This is a genomic window from Pseudomonas sp. 2848, from assembly GCF_003253945.1.
Taxonomy (GTDB): domain Bacteria; phylum Pseudomonadota; class Gammaproteobacteria; order Pseudomonadales; family Pseudomonadaceae; genus Aquipseudomonas.
The window spans coordinates 49,962-67,210 of record NZ_QKZD01000004.1 but is presented as its reverse complement, the minus strand read 5'-3'; the positions used below and the strand labels follow the sequence as shown (position 1 = coordinate 67,210).

At 66.7% G+C, this 17,249-nt stretch carries 16 protein-coding genes; 11 read left to right on the top strand and 5 right to left on the bottom strand.

Annotation, left to right across the window (positions count from 1 at the left end; translation table 11 throughout):
• The first annotated feature begins 38 nt into the window (after nucleotides 1-38).
• The 10 genes from DFS21_RS09535 to DFS21_RS09490 are packed head-to-tail and all read left to right on the top strand — an operon-like array spanning nucleotide 39 to nucleotide 12,797.
• Nucleotides 39-1,571, top strand: a complete 1,533-nt coding sequence (locus DFS21_RS09535; RefSeq protein WP_178082008.1) for a glycosyltransferase — start codon at nucleotides 39-41, stop codon at nucleotides 1,569-1,571.
• Between the two features lie 16 nt (nucleotides 1,572-1,587).
• Nucleotides 1,588-2,739, top strand: a complete 1,152-nt coding sequence (locus DFS21_RS09530; protein ID WP_111532183.1) for a PilZ domain-containing protein — start codon at nucleotides 1,588-1,590, stop codon at nucleotides 2,737-2,739.
• 9 nt (nucleotides 2,740-2,748) lie between these two features.
• Nucleotides 2,749-4,197 carry a sel1 repeat family protein gene (locus DFS21_RS09525; RefSeq protein ID WP_111532182.1) on the top strand — a complete coding sequence of 483 codons (1,449 nt, stop codon included), beginning with the start codon at nucleotides 2,749-2,751 and terminating at the stop codon, nucleotides 4,195-4,197.
• Nucleotides 4,194-5,639, top strand: a complete 1,446-nt coding sequence (locus DFS21_RS09520; RefSeq protein ID WP_111532181.1) for an alginate export family protein — start codon at nucleotides 4,194-4,196, stop codon at nucleotides 5,637-5,639. The genes DFS21_RS09525 and DFS21_RS09520 overlap by 4 nt, the downstream gene beginning before the upstream one ends.
• A 12-nt stretch (nucleotides 5,640-5,651) precedes the next feature.
• Nucleotides 5,652-7,079, top strand: a complete 1,428-nt coding sequence (locus DFS21_RS09515; protein ID WP_110700695.1) for an MBOAT family protein — start codon at nucleotides 5,652-5,654, stop codon at nucleotides 7,077-7,079.
• A 9-nt stretch (nucleotides 7,080-7,088) separates the two neighbouring features.
• Nucleotides 7,089-8,183: an alginate O-acetyltransferase gene (locus DFS21_RS09510; RefSeq protein ID WP_178082007.1), complete on the top strand. Its 1,095-nt coding sequence runs from the start codon at nucleotides 7,089-7,091 to the stop codon at nucleotides 8,181-8,183.
• Between the two features lie 18 nt (nucleotides 8,184-8,201).
• Entirely contained in the window at nucleotides 8,202-8,831 is a 630-nt protein-coding gene (locus DFS21_RS09505; RefSeq protein ID WP_110700697.1) for an alginate O-acetyltransferase AlgF, read from the top strand.
• Nucleotides 8,832-8,857: 26 nt separating this feature from the next.
• Nucleotides 8,858-10,252: an alginate biosynthesis protein AlgX gene (locus tag DFS21_RS09500; RefSeq protein ID WP_110700700.1), complete on the top strand. Its 1,395-nt coding sequence runs from the start codon at nucleotides 8,858-8,860 to the stop codon at nucleotides 10,250-10,252.
• Nucleotides 10,243-11,352: a polysaccharide lyase gene (locus DFS21_RS09495; protein WP_111532180.1), complete on the top strand. Its 1,110-nt coding sequence runs from the start codon at nucleotides 10,243-10,245 to the stop codon at nucleotides 11,350-11,352. The genes DFS21_RS09500 and DFS21_RS09495 overlap by 10 nt, the downstream gene beginning before the upstream one ends.
• Before the next feature lie 14 nt (nucleotides 11,353-11,366).
• Nucleotides 11,367-12,797, top strand: a complete 1,431-nt coding sequence (locus DFS21_RS09490; protein WP_111532179.1) for a right-handed parallel beta-helix repeat-containing protein — start codon at nucleotides 11,367-11,369, stop codon at nucleotides 12,795-12,797.
• A 4-nt stretch (nucleotides 12,798-12,801) separates the two neighbouring features.
• Here the strand turns inward: DFS21_RS09490 and DFS21_RS09485 are convergent, their stop codons facing one another.
• Nucleotides 12,802-13,233, bottom strand: coding sequence for a GNAT family N-acetyltransferase (locus tag DFS21_RS09485; protein ID WP_111532178.1), 432 nt, complete (start codon nucleotides 13,231-13,233; stop codon nucleotides 12,802-12,804).
• The gene (locus DFS21_RS09480; RefSeq protein ID WP_111532316.1) at nucleotides 13,223-13,609 is read right to left on the bottom strand and encodes a DUF488 domain-containing protein; all 387 of its coding nucleotides are present in this window, start codon (nucleotides 13,607-13,609) and stop codon (nucleotides 13,223-13,225) included. The genes DFS21_RS09485 and DFS21_RS09480 overlap by 11 nt, the downstream gene beginning before the upstream one ends.
• A 128-nt stretch (nucleotides 13,610-13,737) precedes the next feature.
• Here DFS21_RS09480 and DFS21_RS09475 point away from each other — a divergent pair, with 128 nt between their 5' ends.
• The gene (locus tag DFS21_RS09475; protein WP_110700708.1) at nucleotides 13,738-15,354 is read left to right on the top strand and encodes an inorganic phosphate transporter; all 1,617 of its coding nucleotides are present in this window, start codon (nucleotides 13,738-13,740) and stop codon (nucleotides 15,352-15,354) included.
• Nucleotides 15,355-15,393: 39 nt separating this feature from the next.
• On the opposite strand, the gene DFS21_RS09470 is transcribed toward DFS21_RS09475, so the two are convergent.
• The 3 genes from DFS21_RS09470 to DFS21_RS09460 form a co-directional block, all read right to left on the bottom strand.
• Nucleotides 15,394-16,089, bottom strand: coding sequence for a glutathione S-transferase N-terminal domain-containing protein (locus DFS21_RS09470; RefSeq protein ID WP_111532177.1), 696 nt, complete (start codon nucleotides 16,087-16,089; stop codon nucleotides 15,394-15,396).
• Nucleotides 16,090-16,114: 25 nt separating this feature from the next.
• Nucleotides 16,115-16,636, bottom strand: a complete 522-nt coding sequence (locus DFS21_RS09465) for a GNAT family N-acetyltransferase (RefSeq protein ID WP_046855088.1) — start codon at nucleotides 16,634-16,636, stop codon at nucleotides 16,115-16,117.
• 65 nt (nucleotides 16,637-16,701) lie between these two features.
• Nucleotides 16,702-17,199 carry a PaaI family thioesterase gene (locus tag DFS21_RS09460; RefSeq protein WP_102684116.1) on the bottom strand — a complete coding sequence of 166 codons (498 nt, stop codon included), beginning with the start codon at nucleotides 17,197-17,199 and terminating at the stop codon, nucleotides 16,702-16,704.
• Between the last annotated feature and the right edge of the window lie 50 nt (nucleotides 17,200-17,249).

Below are 17,249 nucleotides of genomic sequence, written 5' to 3'. Positions count from 1 at the left end.
CGTCGCGGCGGGCCCCGACCCCAAGGAGCTACAGCGCCATGGAACGACAGCAACAGCGGCCCTACGCGGCCCCGGGCTACCTGCGCGCAGCCGCCGCCTTCTGCGCCTGGGCGCTGCTCGCCGGACTGATCACACTGGCCGCACAGATGGTCGCGCCGCAGTACCTGGACCCCGGCCACCACCAGTTCATCTTCATCATCGGCACCTTGGGCATGTGGCGCTACGGCAACGCCATCGTCCATTACCTGCGCGGCATGTACTTCCTGCACTGGCGCTTCCCGCGCCTGCGCCGCCGGGTCGAGCGGCTGGGCGACGCGGCACTGCCAGCGCACATGTTCATGGTGGTGACCAGCTTTCGCATCCCCACCCACACCACCTTCAAGGTGTACCAGTCGGTATTCCAGGAGGTGCAACGACTCAAGGTGCCGTGCACGGTTATCGCCTCGATCGTCGAGAAAGGTGACGAGCAGTTCATCAAGGACATCATGCGCGACGAGGTGCAGGGCCGCGACGACATCCGCCTGGTCATCGTCCGCGCCCGCGGCACCGGCAAGCGCGATGGCCTGGCCCATGCCTTCCGTGCCCTGTCGCGGCAGATGCCGCTGGAGGACGCGGTGGTCGGCGTGGTCGACGGCGACACCATGATGCTGCCCGGCTGCGTCGAGCGGGCGGTCAAGCTGTTCGCCGTGCTGCCCGACGTCGGTGGCCTGACCACCAACGAGTTCTGTGAGGTCGAGGGCAGCCGCTGGATGCGCCAGTGGCATTCGATGCGTTTCGTGCAGCGGCACATCAACATGTGCTCGATGGCCCTGTCGCACCGGGTGCTGACCCTGACCGGGCGGCTGTCGTTCTTCCGCGCCGGGGTGATGACCGACCCGGCCTTCATCCGCGACGTCGAGGCGGACTTTCTCGAGCACTGGCGCCTGGGCCGCTTCCAGTTCCTCACCGGCGACGACAAGTCCAGCTGGCTGAGCCTGATGCGTGCCGGTTGGGACACCTTCTACGTGCCGGACAGCCACACCCTGACCGTCGAGCACCCACCCAGTGACAGCTTCTGGGTCGCCACCCGCCAGTTGATGTTCCGCTGGTACGGCAACTCGCTGCGGCAGAACTTCCGCGCCACTGCCCTGCTCGGCCGCGCGCGCCTGGGGCTGTTCACGCTGTACGCGCTGCTCGACCAGCGGGTGTCGATGTGGACCTGCCTGATGGGCCTGACCGCCTCGGTGGTGGCGGGCCTGGTGTTCGGTATCCAGTACCTGCTGGTGTACCTGTTCTGGGTGCTGCTCTCGCGCAGCCTGGTGACCGTGCTGTTCATCTTCGCCGGGCACCCGGTCAGCCCGATGTACCCCTTCGTTCTCTATTACAACCAGATCGTCGGCTCGCTGATGAAGGTCTACGCGATGTTCCACATGGACCAGCAACGCTGGACGCGGCAGAAGACCACCCTGGCCACCGGCAGCGTCGACTTCGACGCCAGCCTCAACCGCTGGTCCTCGAAGGCGATGTTGTGCTCCTCGATCGCCATCTTCTTCGGGGTCATCACCGTGCTTCTAGAACTCACGCAACGTTAAGGAAAGGCGCCTGCACATGAGTACTTCCAATACCCCCGCGGCCCCGGCCAACATCGTCCACGAAGCCATCGACGAGCGTCAGTACGTGCGCACCCGCATGAACGCCCGTGTACGCCTGCGCGGCGCCGTGGGCGAGCCATTCGAAGCGGACCTTGCCGATATCTCGCTCGGCGGCATCGGCCTGCTGCACGAAGCGCCGTTGACCATCGGCGCGCTGTACGACGCGTCGATCCAGCTGCGTCTGAACCAGGTCGACCTGGCGATCGAAGGCAAGGTGCGCATCGTCTCCCAGCGCGGCAAGGAGGTCGGCGCGCAATTCGTCGACCTCGACGCGCAGAAGCGCGACATCCTGCGCTACCTGATCAGCGCCTACCTGTCGGGCGAGGTTGCCGACATCAACGGCCTGTTCAACGTGATGCAGCGGGAAAACTACATCAAGGCGCGCAAGCACCAGCAAGCCCGCGCGCGCACGCCGGGCGAGCGCCTCAAGGCCATCGCCGGCACCGCGCTGTACACCGCCGCTGGCCTGGCCGCGCTGGGCTTCGTCGGCTACAAGGGCTACCTGCTGTTCTTCCGCATCCCGGCACTGCAGGCCACGGTGGCCAGCAACGCCCAGGTCATCAGCATGCCGGACAACGGCTACGTGAAGTACCTGCTGCCCGCCGGTGCGAGCGAAGTGCAGGCCGGCCAGCCACTGGCGAACATCTCCACCCAGCTGGCCACCAGCTTCACCAGCCCGGCGGACATGAAAGCCCTGGCCGACCTCGCCCCGGGCGACCTGCAGGCGTTGTTGGGCCGCGCCAGCGTCGAGACGGTGATCAACAGCCCGTGCGACTGCCAGGTCTGGTACCCATCGCAACCGCTGGATGGTTATGGCTACAAGGCCGCGCCGATGATGCACCTGCTGCCCAAGGGCGAGGCCATGTTCGTGCGCGCCAACGTGCCGTTCGACAAGCTCGCCGATGTCAGCCGCGTGCGCTCGGTGGACATGCAGGTGTTCGGCCTCGACCAGCACTTCAGCGGCAAGGTGGTGGACGCCCGCTCCGACGAGCTGAACCACAACCTGGCGCTGACCATCCAGCCGGACAGCCCGCTGCCGGCGGCTGCCTACCAGAAGGCCGTGGCGGTCGACCTGTACCTGGGCCTGCCGTTCGGCAGCGGCAACTGAGGGCCGGTCATGAACGCCAAGAACGCCCCGCGCCTGTTGCTGGCCGGCCTCGGCCTGGTCTGCGCAGGCAGCGGCTGGGCCGGGCAGAGCCTGGAGCAGATCCGCTACGCGCTGTACAAGGACCCGGGCGCCGACGTCACGAGCGACCTGCGCGCCCTCGCCGAGCGTGGCGACATGGCCTCCAAGCAACTGCTTGGCGATGTGCTGGCCAACAGCGACAGTGCCAGCCGCCAGGACATCGTGAGCCTGTACCAGGAGGCCTTCGCCGACGGCCACGGCCAGATCCCGGCGCTGGCCTCGCTGGCACGCCTGCTCGACCGCACCCCGCGCCTGCAGCGCAGTCACGAAGCATGGGTGCGCCAGGCCCTGGCCCGCTACCCCAACGACCGTGATCCGCGCAGCACCAGCACCAGCCTGGAGGTGTTCCTGGTCTATCCGCAGCTGTTCCCCGGCGAGCGAGCCGCCGAACTGCTGGCGCTGTACGAACAGAGCTGCCTGCTCAACTGCCGCCCTGAGCTGTATCGCGCCGTGGTCGCCGAGCGCCAGGGCGACCGCGCCGCGGCCGAGCGCTGGTACCAGCAGGCGGCACGCATCGACCCGCGCGGCATCGAGCGTTACTACCGCTTCCTCGGCGAGCGCCAGGACCCGGCCTTCCTCGCCTTCGCCCGCAGCCTGGAGCCGGAGATGACCAGCCTGCCGGTGGAGGTGGTACAGCGCATCGGCGCGCTGCTGGACAGCATCCATGGCACCACCCGCGCCGAACTGGACGCCGAACGCGAGCAGCGCCAGAGCCGCGCCATGGGCGCCAAGGTCGAGCCGACGGCCGAGCAACTGGCCCGCGACAAGGCCGACGACCAGCTGCGCGCCGACGGCATCGCCGAGGCCCAGCGCTGGCTGGACAACGCCGTCGCCCGTGGCTACCTGCCGGCGCTGGTGGCCAAGGCCAACTTCATGATCTCCAACCCCACCGAGCACAACGCCGAGCAGGCCCAGGCATTGATCACCCAGGTAAGGGCCAAGGACCCGACCCGCGCCAAGGCATTGGATGCCCAGTTCTACATGGTCAATAACTGGCTGACCCTGGACCCGTACAACGCCCATGTACTGATCAACGAGCTGATCGCCGCCCACTACCCGGACGCCCACCTGCTCCTGGGTGACCTTTACAGCAAGGGCGGCCTCGACCAGCCCGACCAGAAGCGCGCCCTGGCCATCTGGCGGCAACAGGCAGAGCAGGGTTCGACCGCCGCCTGGTACCGCATGGCCACCGTGCACCTGCGCGGCCGTGCGATCTGCCACGACCCGGTCAAGGCCTACACCTACGCCCGCATCGCCCTCGACCTCGGCGAGACCCGCGCCCGTGGCCTGATCAAGCGGCTGGACAAGACGTTGCCCAAGGATGACATCGAGCGCGCCCTGGCCGCGCGCAACGATCTGTTGAAGGAGCCCACCCTGTGAAAGCGCACCCACCCCTGCTCGGCGCCCTGCTCGCCCTGGCGCCGCTGACGGTGCTGGCAGCCGAGGAAGTCACCGGCCCGGAGGCCGACAGCAGCGCGCCGATACGCGTCGCGACCGTTGACGGCAGCGAGCCGGTGATCACCTCGGAGTTCTTCAACAAGCTCACCCTGCAGACCGGCTACGGGCCGCAGGACTCCCAGGTCGGCCGCGACCGCGAGAGTTTCTACAGCCTGCGCTACGAGCCGTCGTTCGCCTGGTACTCGCCGGAAAAGCGCTGGGCCAGGTGGATGGTCTATGGCCGCTTGTGGCTGAACTACGACTCCAGCCAGTCGAGCAACCTGGCCAACGAGTCGACCAACAACAATGCCCGCGAACAACCCGAGGGCTGGTACGCCGAACTGCGCGAGCTGTACGTCAAGCGCAACCTGATCGGCGACGACCCGCGCTTCTCGCTGTCGTTCGGCCGCCAACGTTTCGCCGACGACTACGGCATCTGGTGGGACGACAGCCTGGAGTCGGTGCGCTTCGACTATCAGGACACCTTCTCCGACGCATTCGTCGCGCTCGGGCAGAAATTCCACAACTACAACACCGACGTCAATTCGCTGGCCGCGAGCGAAGAGCGCACGCTGTACCTGATGGGCCAGTACGCCTATCGCTGGAGCCCGAACAACCAGGTCGGGGTGCGCCTGATGCAGGAGAACGACCGCAGCGACCACGACGTCGACGATCGCTACGACTTCAAGGGCTGGCGCCACGGACTGTTCTTCAAGGGCGACAACCTGCCCCTGGCCACCGACTACCACCTGGAACTGGCGGCCCTGGACGGCAAGATGGACAACACCGCCGGCAACGGCGTCACCCGCACCGGCCAGGCCAGCAAAGGCTGGGCGGCGCTGGGCGAGGTCGGCAAGCGCTTCGAGACGCTGCCCTGGACCCCGCGCCTGGCGTTGCGCGGCGGCCTGACCGACAAGCCGGACGACGACAACGACGGCTTCCGCCTCAACCCGATCCAGTCCGACCGCATCACCCGCCAGGGCTCGTACAGCACGCGCCTGACCAGTGCGTTCGTCGCCCTCGACTTGCGCAACCTGAGTTACTACGGCTTCGCCCTGGAGACCCGCCCCACCGCGCGCAGCGCCCTGGACCTGCGGGTGACCCAGCTCAACCTGCGCGACGAGGGCGGCGCGCTGCCGATCCGCATGGCCGCCGATGCCCGCGCCCGACGCCAGAGCGAACTGAACGCCGGGCTGCACGGCAAGGGCGACAACGTCGGCCAGATGATCGACCTCAACTACTACTGGAAGATGTTCCCGGTAGCCCTCGACGGCAAGCACCTGGACGTCAACACCCTGGTCAGCGCCAGCTACCTCAACGCAGGCAGCGCGCTGGACAGCGGTGACGACTACCAGCTGAGTGTCGGCGTGGTGATCAGCTACTAAGGACGGGCCTGCATGATCTTCGCCTCCAACGTATTCCTGTTCCTCTACCTGCCGCTGTTCCTGGCTATCTACTACCTGGCCCGGCCGCGGTGGCGCTCGCTGGTGATCGTTGCCGCCAGCTACGTGTTCTACGCCTGGTGGCGCCCGGACTTCCTGCTGCTGTTCGTCGCCATCACCGCCTGGAACTACGCGTTCGGCCTGGGCATCAAGGCACGCCTGGACGCCGCGGACAAGCCTTGGGCCCTGCGCCTGCTGTGGTTGGGCGTGGCTGGCAACCTGGCGACGCTGGGCTACTTCAAGTACGCCAACTTCGGCGCCGAGATGCTGGCCCTGCTGCTGGCGCCGCTGGGCATCGACACCTGGACCCTGGAGAACATCTTCCTGCCGCTGGGCATCTCGTTCTATGTGTTCCATGCGCTGAGCTACATCGTCGACATCTACCGCAAGGACGCCACGCCCACGCGCAGCTTCATCGACTTCGCCGCCTTCGTCGCACTGTTCCCGCACCTGGTGGCGGGGCCGATCCTGCGCTACAGCCAGCTGGCCCCGCAGTTGCGCCAGCGCAGCCACTCGCTGGAGCTGTTCTCGCTGGGCGTGTGCCGGTTCATGCTCGGTTTCATCATGAAGGTGCTGATTGCCGACCGCCTGGCGCCGATCAACGTGCTGTTCATCGGCGAAGGCAGCCTGCAGTTCAGCGATGCCTGGTTCGGCCTGGTGGTGTCGACGCTGCAGCTGTATTTCGACTTCGCCGGCTACAGCCATATGGCCCTGGGCCTGGCGCTGATGATGGGGTTCCGCTTCCCGGAAAACTTCAACCAGCCTTATGTGTCGCAAAGCATCACCGAGTTCTGGTCGCGCTGGCACATGACCCTGGCGCATTTCCTGCGCGACTACGTCTACATGCCCCTGGTGCGCAAGCGCGTGGCCGGCGCCCTGCCGGCGCTGGTGTGGACCATGCTGCTGTCGGGCCTGTGGCACGGGGCGAGCTTCGCCTTCATCTGCTGGGGGCTGTTCTTCGGCATCGGCATGGTGCTGGAGCGCAAGTTCGGCCTGGCCACCAAGGTCAGCACGCCGTACCGCCTGGGCCGCAACCTGCGCACCGCACTGCTGATCATCCTGAGCATGCCGCTGTTCTTCACCATGGACCTGCGCCACAGCCTCGACATCTACCGGGCGCTGCTGGGCCTGAACGGCTTCGGCTCGCTGGAGCTGTACGTGCTCGGCGCCTCGAAGATGGCCATGGCCTTCGCCCTGGTGGCAGTCGCCTGGCTGATCCTGGCCGGGATCAACAACGTGCGCTTCTACGCCGGCAACCAGGACGGCTACTTCATGCGTCATGTCGGGGTACTGCACAGCCTGGTGCTGTGGGCGGGCTTTCTGCTGGCGCTGAGCAGCCTGGCGGCCAGTTCGTTTTCGCCGTTCCTGTATTTCCAGTTCTAGGAGAGTGCCGTGTACCCGGTGATGAAGACGGCCAGCAAGGCCAACGGTGTGATCTTTGCCCTGACGTTGGCGGCGATGTTCGTCTACTCGCTGCCGCCAGTGCTGAGCTTCGCCCGCGCCCAGACCGACAGCTGGAACCTGTTCGTCGACGGCAAGCTGTTGCGCAAGTTCGAGCAGGTCTACGACAAGCGCTTCTTCCTGCGCGAACCCTCGGTTCAACTGTGGGCCGACGCACGCTTCCAGCTGTTCGGCGAGGGCACCCAGGGCGTGGTGCTGGGCAAGGACGGTTGGCTCTACACCAGCCAGGAGTACCGCGTGCCCAACGACCTGGACGCCAACCTGGCGAGCCAGCTGGCGCAGATCGCCCAGGTCGAGCAGCAACTGGCCGAGCACGGCAAGCACCTGGTGCTGCTGCCCTTGCCGATGAAGCTGGATATCTATGCCACCCATGCCGAGCGCGCCTTCGACCCACGGGTGGCCAGCCTCTATGACCGCTTCGTCGCCGACCTGCAACTGCGCCGCCTGGATGTGGTGCCGCTGCGTGACGCCTACCTGCGCAACCTGGCCGGTCCGCGCCTGTTCCTCAAGTCCGACACTCACTGGAGCCCGGAAGGCGCGCGGCTGTCGGCCTATGAACTGGCACGCCAGCGCCCGCGCCTGCTCGGTGACCAGGTGTATGTCTCGCACAAGGCGGGCGACAAGACGGTCAAGGGCGACCTGATGAACTACCTGCAGTTCGACCATGCCCGCCTGGCGCCACAGTTCGGCGGCAATCCGATCGAACTGTACGAAACCCTCAAGGCCGCACAGGGCAGTGACGAGCTGTTCGCCGAACAGGCGCAGAGCCTGCTGCTGGTGGGCACCAGCTACAGCAAGATCGACGATTGGAACTTCGTCGGTTTCCTCAAGGAAGCGCTCAACCGCGACCTGTTGTCCGTCGCCGTAGAGGCCCGTGGGCCGTTCGAGGCGATGAACCAGTTCCTCGCCAGCGACCAGTTGCACAACCCGCAGATCGACACCGTGATCTGGGAGTTTCCCCTGCGCACCCTGCTTGCCCATCGCCCCGGCGCGCTTGCCCGCGACGCCCAGCCCGCGCATTTCTGACGTCCCAAGGAGAACCTGATGAAGCTTTCGCCCCTGTTCACCGCCCTGGCCCTGAGCGCCGCCAGCCACATCGCCCTGGCCGCCGAAGGCAATGCCGACCTGTACGACGCCGTGGCCCCGGCCGACTCGGCCTTCGTGCGCGTGCTCAACCTGTCCGATAACAGCATCGACGTGGCCCTCAGCGGCAAGCTCAATGCGCAGAAGGTCGCCCCGGGGCAGCTCAGCGGCTACCGCTTCGTGCCGGCCGGGGTACATAGGATCGGCATCGGCGCCACGGCCATCGAACCGACCCTGGCGGCCAACGCCGCCAGCACCGTGGTGTACGACGGCAAGCAACTGCAGCTCATTGCCGACCAGTATGTGAACGAGCCGAAGAAGGCCCAGGTGGCCTTCTACAACCTGACCCCGGCCCAGGCCACGCTGCGCACCGCCGACGGCAAGCACGAGGTGGTCAAGGCCCTGAGCAAGGGCCAGACTGGCGCGCGCATGGTCAACGAAATCAAGATCGACTTCGCCGCCTATGTCGGCGGTCAGGAAGTGGCCAGCTTCGACGAGTTGTTCCTCAAGAAAGGCCGCTCCTACAGCTACGTGCTGCTGCCTGGCAATCGCAGCCTGAGCCTGGCCAACAGCATCGACCCGACCGAGTGACACACCGCCGCAAGGATGACTGGCCCATGAACACCTTCCTCCCCCTTGGCCTGGCGGCCACCCTGGCGCTGACGGCCCTGCCCGGCCAGGCCGCCGAGCCCGCCCGGCCCGGCTGCGAGAACCTGCAGTGCATGGTCTGCCCAGCCTTGGCCGAACCGCAGCACTATGCCGAAGGGCGCATGAAGCTGATGCGCCAGATCGTCCCCGGCAAGGAGCGCTGGCTGTTCCGCTCGATGGTCGACCTGACCAACGACTTCGGCATTCCCGCGCCCATGCGCCCGGAGTTCGCCCGGCTGATGGACGCCTTCCACCGCCAGGGTATCCAGGTGGCCATGGCGGTCCAGCCGACCCGCGGCCTGATGCACCGCGACAAGCTCTACGCCGACCAGTTGCATGGCTTCGACTTCGAACGCGCCAGCCGCAACCTCGACACCTACCTGGGGCAACTGCGCCAGGGCGGCGCGGTGGTGGCGCCGATGATGCAGCTGGTGCGCCAGCCGCCTCAGGGCGAATACTTCTTCCGCCGCGACCACCACTGGACGCCGGCCGGCGCCGAGGCCACGGCCAGGTTGATGGCCGAGGAGATCCGCCGCCAGCCTTTCTACAGTGGCTTGAGCAAGAAACGCTACAGCACCGAGCCCGGCGTGATGGTACCCAAGGACGGCACGCTGAACCTGGCCCTGAGCTACATCTGCGGCAACAACTACGGGTTCCAGTACGTACGCGGCTACCAGACCGTGCCTGTGGCCGATAGCAGCGATGCCCTGTTCGACGAAGCGCCCGACCCCGAGGTGATCCTGGTCGGCGACAGCAATGCCGCGGCTCGTGAGGACGAGAGCAAGCAGTTCAACTTCGACGGCTACCTGAAACAGTACCTGCAGACGGATGTGCTCAACTATGCACTGCCCGGCGTGGGCGAGGACGGCTCGCTCCTGGAATATCTGCTGTCCGCCGACTACAAGCCCGAGGCGCCGCCCAAGCTGATCGTCTGGGAACTGCCGGCCAACTACCGCCTGGACTCGCCCTTGATGTATCGCCAGTTGGTGCCCGCGATACACGGTGGCTGCAAGACGTCCAAAGAGCTACTGGGCACGAAACTGCAGCGTCCGGCACTGCAGGTCGGCGAGCGCATCGAACTGCTGAGCAATGCCGGAAGTGCCCGGCAGGCGGTGTCCAAGGGCTTTCTCGACATCCGCCTGAGCGACAGGAACGTCAAGGACTTCTACATCATCGTCTATTACGACAACGGCGCCCGCGACAAGGTGTGGTTCCGTCGCGAGGCGGCGGTCGGTGGCGGCCAGTACTACCTGGAGCTGAGCCGGGCGCCCGAGTTCGCCGGCGCCAACCTGCTCTCGGTATTCCTCGAGCCGACCAAGGCCGGCACGGCCGCCACTGATGTGGAGACGCGCCTGTGCCTGTGAAATCGCTGACAGGGGTGCCCCTGCTGCTTGCAATCGCCCTGCTGCCCCTCCCCGGCCATGCTGCGCAAACCATCTGGCCCGCCCGCGCCACCGCGCAGTCGGCCCTGATCGCCGACTACCAGAGCCTGACCTGCAGCAAGCAACCGCCACCACCCTATACCGGCAGCCTGCACCTGCAGAGCAAGTACGATCAACGAGACGCCAGCAAGTCGACCTTGCGCGCCGCGCCCGACGCCGACAGCGAGCGCATTGCCCGGCAGGTCAAACAGTTCATCGCAGGCGTGATCCAGGCCGGCAAGCGCTTCCAGAAGGCGAAGAAGCCCCAGGAGGCCAACATGGCCCTGGCCTGCCAGGAGCAGTGGCTGGGGCATTGGGCGCAAGCCGGTGCCCTGCTCGATCCGGATGCCAGCAACACCGGCATGGCGGCGCGCAAGTGGGCGCTGGCGGCCATGGCCGGCGCGGTGCTGCTGACCCAGGCGGCCGCCGACGGCAAGGTCCGCCTCAGCCCCGTGCAACACCGTTGGTTCAGCCAGCTTGGCGAACAGGTGATCCGCGAATACGACCCGCGCCGCCAGTCCACCACCGTGTACTTCAACAACCACGACTACTGGGCCGCCTGGGCGGTGGCCGCCGCCGGCATGCTGGTGGGCCGCGACGACTTCATCCGCTGGGCCGACGGCAACCTGCGCCGGGGCCTGGCCCAGGCCGTGCGCAGCGGCGACCAGGCCTACCTGCCGCTGGAGGTGGCGCGCAGCAGGCTGGCTGCCAACTACAGCCAGTACGCCCTGGTGCCGCTGGTGCTGCTGAGCGAATCGGCGCGCGCCAATGGCCTGGCCTGGAGCGACGACGACCAGCGCACCCTCGACCAACTGGCCAGTTTCGCCGCCCGCAGCGTGCTCGCCCCGGACACCCTGCCCGAGCTCAAGGGGCAGCGCCAGGCCGAAGTCGCGCCGTACAAGCTGGCCTGGCTGATCCCGTTCCTCGCCCGCCGGCCCGGGCACACCCTCGCCCGCCAGCTGTACGACAGCGAGGACGGCGAGGTGGACAACTACAGCCAGATCGGTGGCCTGCTCAAGCCGGCCTATCCCACCCTGCCTTGATCAAGGACGCTTCCATGGCACCGTTCAGCCGCTTTTCCCTCACCTGCCTGGCCGCCCTGCTACTGACGACGACCGCCCAGGCCGCGCCGGTAATGGACACCCTGCCCCAGGCGCAGCACCAGCAACAGCTGGACCAGCTGCGTCGCCAGGTCCGCCAGGCCGTAAGCTTCGAACAGGCCCGTCGAGCGCCTCCCGCAGGCCGCGCCAGCGTGAGCCTGCAACCGATGTTCTCGTCCCAGGCCGGCAGCTGGCCGTTCGAGCCGTTCGTCAACAATGGCCTGTTCCGCGCCATCGCCGGCTACCAGGCGCACCACCCGCAGGCCGTGGTGCTGCGCGGTGGCAGCATCACCCTGGCGCAACTGCATGACGCGCTGCGCGATCCGCGGGTGCTCAGGCCCTACAAGGATGGCTACCTGCTCAGCTACCCGTTGATGATCGGCGCCGATGCCGGGCTGCTGCTCGAGGGCGCCCATCTCTACCTGTACAGTTTTTCCGGCACCGCGCTGATCAACCAGGGCTGGTTGGGGCTGGAGCGTTCGACACTCGAGAGCGTGGCCGGCGACAAACCGGGCAACACCGATCGCGCCTGGCGCCCCTTCGTGGTGGCCTGGGCCGGCAGCCACACCCAGGTGATCGGCTCGACGCTCCGGCGCCTGGGCTACAACGCCAACCTGTCCCGGGGCCTGAGCACCGCGCTGAGTACCCAGCAACCCGCCGGTACGCGCCCCGCCACGCTGCTGGTCGAAAACAGTCAGTTCAGCGAATTGTCCAGCGCGGTGGAGCTGCAACACAGCCAGGCAACCATCACCGGCAGCCGCTTCGCAGGCTCGCAGCAATACGCCATTGACGCCCGCGACAGCCAGCTGCACCTGCATGACAACCAGGTGCGGGGCATCGACAACAACAGCGGCGTGCGCCTGCGCGGCCAGACCCGGGCGCTGGTCGAGGGCAACCTGATCCTCGGCGCCGCCAAGGCCGCCATCGAGATCAGCGACCAGCGCGGCGCCGTGTGGCTGGCGGGCAACCGCATCGGCGACAGCCGGGGCAACGGCATCCAGCTGCGCAACCTCGCTCCCACGCCCGAGGCGCCGCTGCTGATCGACGACAACCTGCTGGCCAGCAGCCAGGGCAGTGCGGTGGACGCCAGTGAGGTGGCGGCCCTGGCCCTGGTCGGCAATCGCATCGGCAATACCCCGGAGTACGCCGTCAGCCTGCGCAATGCCACGCCCCTGCCGGGCCCGCTGCTGCTCAGTGGCAATCGCCTGGGACAGGTGGGCAAGGCGGTGGTGCGGGTCGAGGGACTGCGGGAGGTCGAGTTGGGGAACAATACCTTCGACGGCAAGGCGCTGCTGCAGAACCTGCTGGCCGGTGACCTGCTGGCGCTGCAGGGGCAGGTGCTCGAGGCGACGCTGGTCCAGGGGCGGATGGTGCGGCTGCGTCAGTAGTAGCTCAGGCGACCGGGCGCTGCATCCGCACGAAACACTCGTCCATGCCCACTTCAGCGAAGCCCCGGAGCTGGTACAGGCGCCGCGCCGGGTTGCTGGCGAACACCATCAGCCGCAGCCATGGCAGCCGGCGTTGCGCCGCCCAGGTGGCCAATTCCTCCAGCACCCAGCTGCCCACGCCACGGCCACGATACTCGGGCAACAGGTGCAACTCGCGAATGAACAACGCCTGGCGATCCTGACTGAGGCTGCAGAACCCCAGTACCTGATCGTCCTCGACCACCAACCACTGTTCGCGCCAGCCCCAGGCCTCGTCGAAGGCTTCCTCGATCCACAGCAGGTCGAACTCGCGGTAGTACGGCAGCATGGCGCGGCGGGTAAGGTCGCGGGCAAACGTCAGGTAGTCATCGCTGGCGGGAATCAGTTCAAGGGGCATAGCACACCGGTGAACTGGCCGGGCCACGGCGCTCCAGCTCATCCTCCAGCCACCGGGCCAGGACCTGGGCATTGTTGTGCTCGGTATCCTTGCCAGCGTAGAGCAAGGTCAAATCGCCTTTACCGGCCAGGTCCAGCAACGGATACCAGTGCTCGGGGTGGGCGGCCAGTTCCTGCTGATAGCGCTGGACAAAGGCTGCAAAGTCCAATTCACCGGCGTGAAATGCCTTGCGCAGTGCATCGGAGGGCGCGACTTCGCGCAACCACTGCCCATGCAGGTCTTCCTTGCGCTTATTGCGGGGCCACAGGCGATCGACCAGCACGCGCTGGCCATCCTGCACCTCGACGCTCTCGTAGACGCGTTTGCAGCGAATCATCAGGTACTCCTGCGACATCGTTCCCCTACAAGCCTAGGGCCTTCATTGATCGAGGTCACGGCCCGGTAACGAATTGTTTCTATGCTGTATACCTTCGGCACCACCGCCCGACGCCAACCGGAGCCCTCATGGCAACCCCGTCACTGGCCAGCCAGCCCGACCTGAGCCTGCGCACCCCAGGCCCACCCCTTGCCCACAAACCCGGACGCGCCACCCTCACCTTGTTCTTCGGCCTGCTGCTGGCGGGCCTGGCCTACACCTTCTGGAGCCTCAAGCAGGACGTCAGCGCCAGCGGCACCGTCGTCACCACCGTCACCCCTTTCCTGTTGCTGGGCCTGGCCCTGCTGATCGCCCTGGGCTTCGAGTTCGTCAATGGCTTCCACGACACCGCCAACGCCGTGGCCACGGTGATCTACACCCATTCGCTGCCGGCACCGGTTGCGGTGGTGTGGTCTGGGTTGTGCAATTTCCTCGGGGTGCTGCTGTCCAGCGGCGCGGTGGCCTTCGGCATCATCGCCCTGCTGCCGGTGGAGCTGATCCTGCAGGTCGGCTCGTCGGCCGGTTTCGCCATGGTCTTCGCCCTGCTGCTGGCGGCGATCATCTGGAACCTCGGCACCTGGTGGCTGGGGCTGCCGGCCTCGTCCTCGCATACCCTGATCGGCTCGATCATCGGCGTGGGGGTGGCCAACGCGCTGATGCACGGGCGCGATGGCACCAGCGGCGTTGACTGGGCCCAGGCCAGCAAGGTTGGCTACGCCCTGCTGCTCTCGCCCTTGATCGGCTTCGCCTGCGCCGCCTTGTTGCTGCTCGCCCTGCGCGCGCTGGTCAAGCGCCGCGAGCTGTACCAGGCCCCGCAAGGCCAGACACCGCCGCCCTGGTGGATCCGCGGTGTGCTGATCCTCACCTGTACCGGTGTGTCGTTCGCCCACGGCTCCAACGACGGGCAGAAAGGCATGGGCCTGATCATGCTGATCCTGGTCGGCACCCTGCCAATGGCCTATGCCCTGAACAAGACCATGCCCAACGAGCAGGCCCTGCAGTTCTCGGCCGTCGCCGAGGTCACCCGCCAGGCGCTGGTACGGGCCGCCCCCGCGCCCGCCCCGGCCGATCCGCGCCAGGTGCTGACCGCGTTCGTCGCCACCCCTGCGGCCAGCCCCGAGCTGCTGCCGGCGCTGGCCGCGCTGACTGGCATGATCGGCGAGGAGGTCAAGGGCTATGGCTCGCTCAAGCGCGTGCCGGCCGAGGCCATGGCCAACGTGCGCAACGACATGTACCTGGCCAGCGAAGCCATCCGCCAGATCGACAAGCACCAGCTGGCCCGCTACGACGCCGATACCGCCCGCCATGTGCAGTTGTTCAAGCGCCAACTGGACGACGCCACCCGCTATATCCCGCTGTGGGTCAAGGTGGCGGTGGCCATCGCCCTGGGCCTGGGCACCATGGTCGGCTGGCGGCGCATCGTGGTGACGGTGGGCGAGAAGATCGGCAAGACCCACCTGAGCTATGCCCAGGGCGCTTCGGCCGAGGTGGTGGCGATGTGCACCATCGGTGCGGCGGATATGTTCGGCCTGCCGGTATCGACCACCCATGTGCTGAGTTCGGGGGTGGCCGGGACCATGGTGGCCAATGGCTCGGGGATTCAACGCAAGACGCTGGTCAACCTGCTGATGGCCTGGGTGCTGACATTGCCGGCGGCAATGGTGCTGGCGGGGTGCTTGTACTGGTTGCTGAACCAGATCCTCTGAGGATGTGCGACGGGGGCTGCCGCGCAGCCCCCGACGAGGTCATGCCGGAATCTTCAGGCCTCGCTGCACGGCCGGGCGCTCGAGGAACCGCGCCAGCACCCGCTGCACTTCCTTGAACGTGTCGAATTCCACCAGCTCCCGCGCGTTGTAGCGCTCCACCAGGTTACGCACCCAGGGGAAGATGGCGATATCGGCGATGCTGTATGCATCGACCATCCACTCCCGCCCTTGCAGGTGGCGGTCGAGCACCGCCAGCAGGCGCTTGGACTCATTGACGTAGCGGTCACGGGGACGCTTGTCCTCATACTCCTTGCCCGCGAAGAAATGGAAGAACCCCACCTGGCCGAACATCGGCCCGATGCCGCCCATCTGGAACATCAGCCACTGCAGGGTCTGGTAGCGCTGGGCCGGGTCCTGGCTCAGCAACTGGCCGCTCTTCTCGGCCAGGTACTGCAGGATCGCCCCCGACTCGAACAAGGGCAACGGTTGGCCCCCCGGCCCATCGGGGTCAAGAATCGCCGGGATCTTGTTGTTGGCGCTCAGGGAGATGAACGCGGGGCTCAACTGATCCTCGGTTTCGAAGCTGACCTTGTGCACCTCGTAGGGCAGGCCGATTTCCTCGAGCATGATCGAGACCTTGACCCCGTTGGGCGTGGCCAGCGAGTACAGTTGCAGACGCTCGGGGTGTCGCGCCGGCCATTTGCCGGTGATGGGGAATGCGGAAAGTTCGGTCATGGGGGTGCCTTCGCGTTGGGAGCCTTCAATCTAGATGATCTTCGGCCATCCTGACCATCACCCAGTCGCGGTGCCGCTCGTCGCCGCAAGGGAAGATCGCCTCGCCCACCTTGCGAAAGCCGTTGCGCTGATAGAAACCGATCGCCCGAGCGTTCAGCTCATTAACTGTCAGGCGCGCCTGGCCATCGACCTGGGCCAGGGTAGTGGCGAGCAACAATTGCGCGGCGCCGGTGCCATGGGCGCAGGGTAGTACATAGCAGCGGGAGATTTCCGCCAGTTGATCGGCTTCGGCAATGCCCAGCTTGCCGGGCGCCAGGTCGAGCATGCTGTAGCCCAGCACCTGGCCATCCCGTTCGACCACCAGCAATCGCTTGTGCGGGTGCTCCAGGTGCGCCTGGAAATGTTCGGGCTGGAGATGGTGGGCGATGTAGTGCTGCTGGGCGCTGACCGCGCTATCGGGCGGGCTGGCCAGAGCGAAGGTCGCCTGGCCGACAAGGCTCAGGGCCACGCAGTCTTCGTCACGGGCCGGGCGAATCTGGTAGGGCATGGCAACATCCTGTCGGGCAGCCGGGTCACGTTCGACAATGCCAGCCCCACCCCATGGGTGCAAGTTCAGGCGTCGCCATGGGCCTGGCGCTTGAGCTTCTCGGTATCGACCCGCACGAACACCGAATCGGCGGTGACCGTCAGTACATCCCCGGCCCAGACCTCGCAGATCACCCGGGTCTTGCGCCCCAGCTCGCCCTCGACCCGGGCCTTGAGCAGCAGCTCGACGCCCATGGGCGTGGGCTTGAGGTAGGTCAGGCCAAGCTGGCCGGTGACGCAGTCGATACGTGGCAAGGTGCCAGGTTCGCGGCCTTCGGCACGGTAGTGACAGGCCATGGCGGTCCAGTTGGAGTGGCAGTCGACCAGCATGGCCAGCAGGCCACCGTAGACCAGGCCGGGCCAGCCGGTGAAAGTCGGGTCGGGGGTATGCCGGCACGACAGGTGGATGCCGTCGGCGTCCCAGTGGCTCTGCACATGCAGGCCGCTGGGGTGGGAACAGCCGCAGCCGTAGCAGATGCCTTCGGGGGCGGCGAGTTGTTGCAGGGACAGGGCGTGCTCGGTCATACGCGTCCTTGGCTTGTTGGTGTTGGATAAGGAGGCTGGCTGCCGATGGT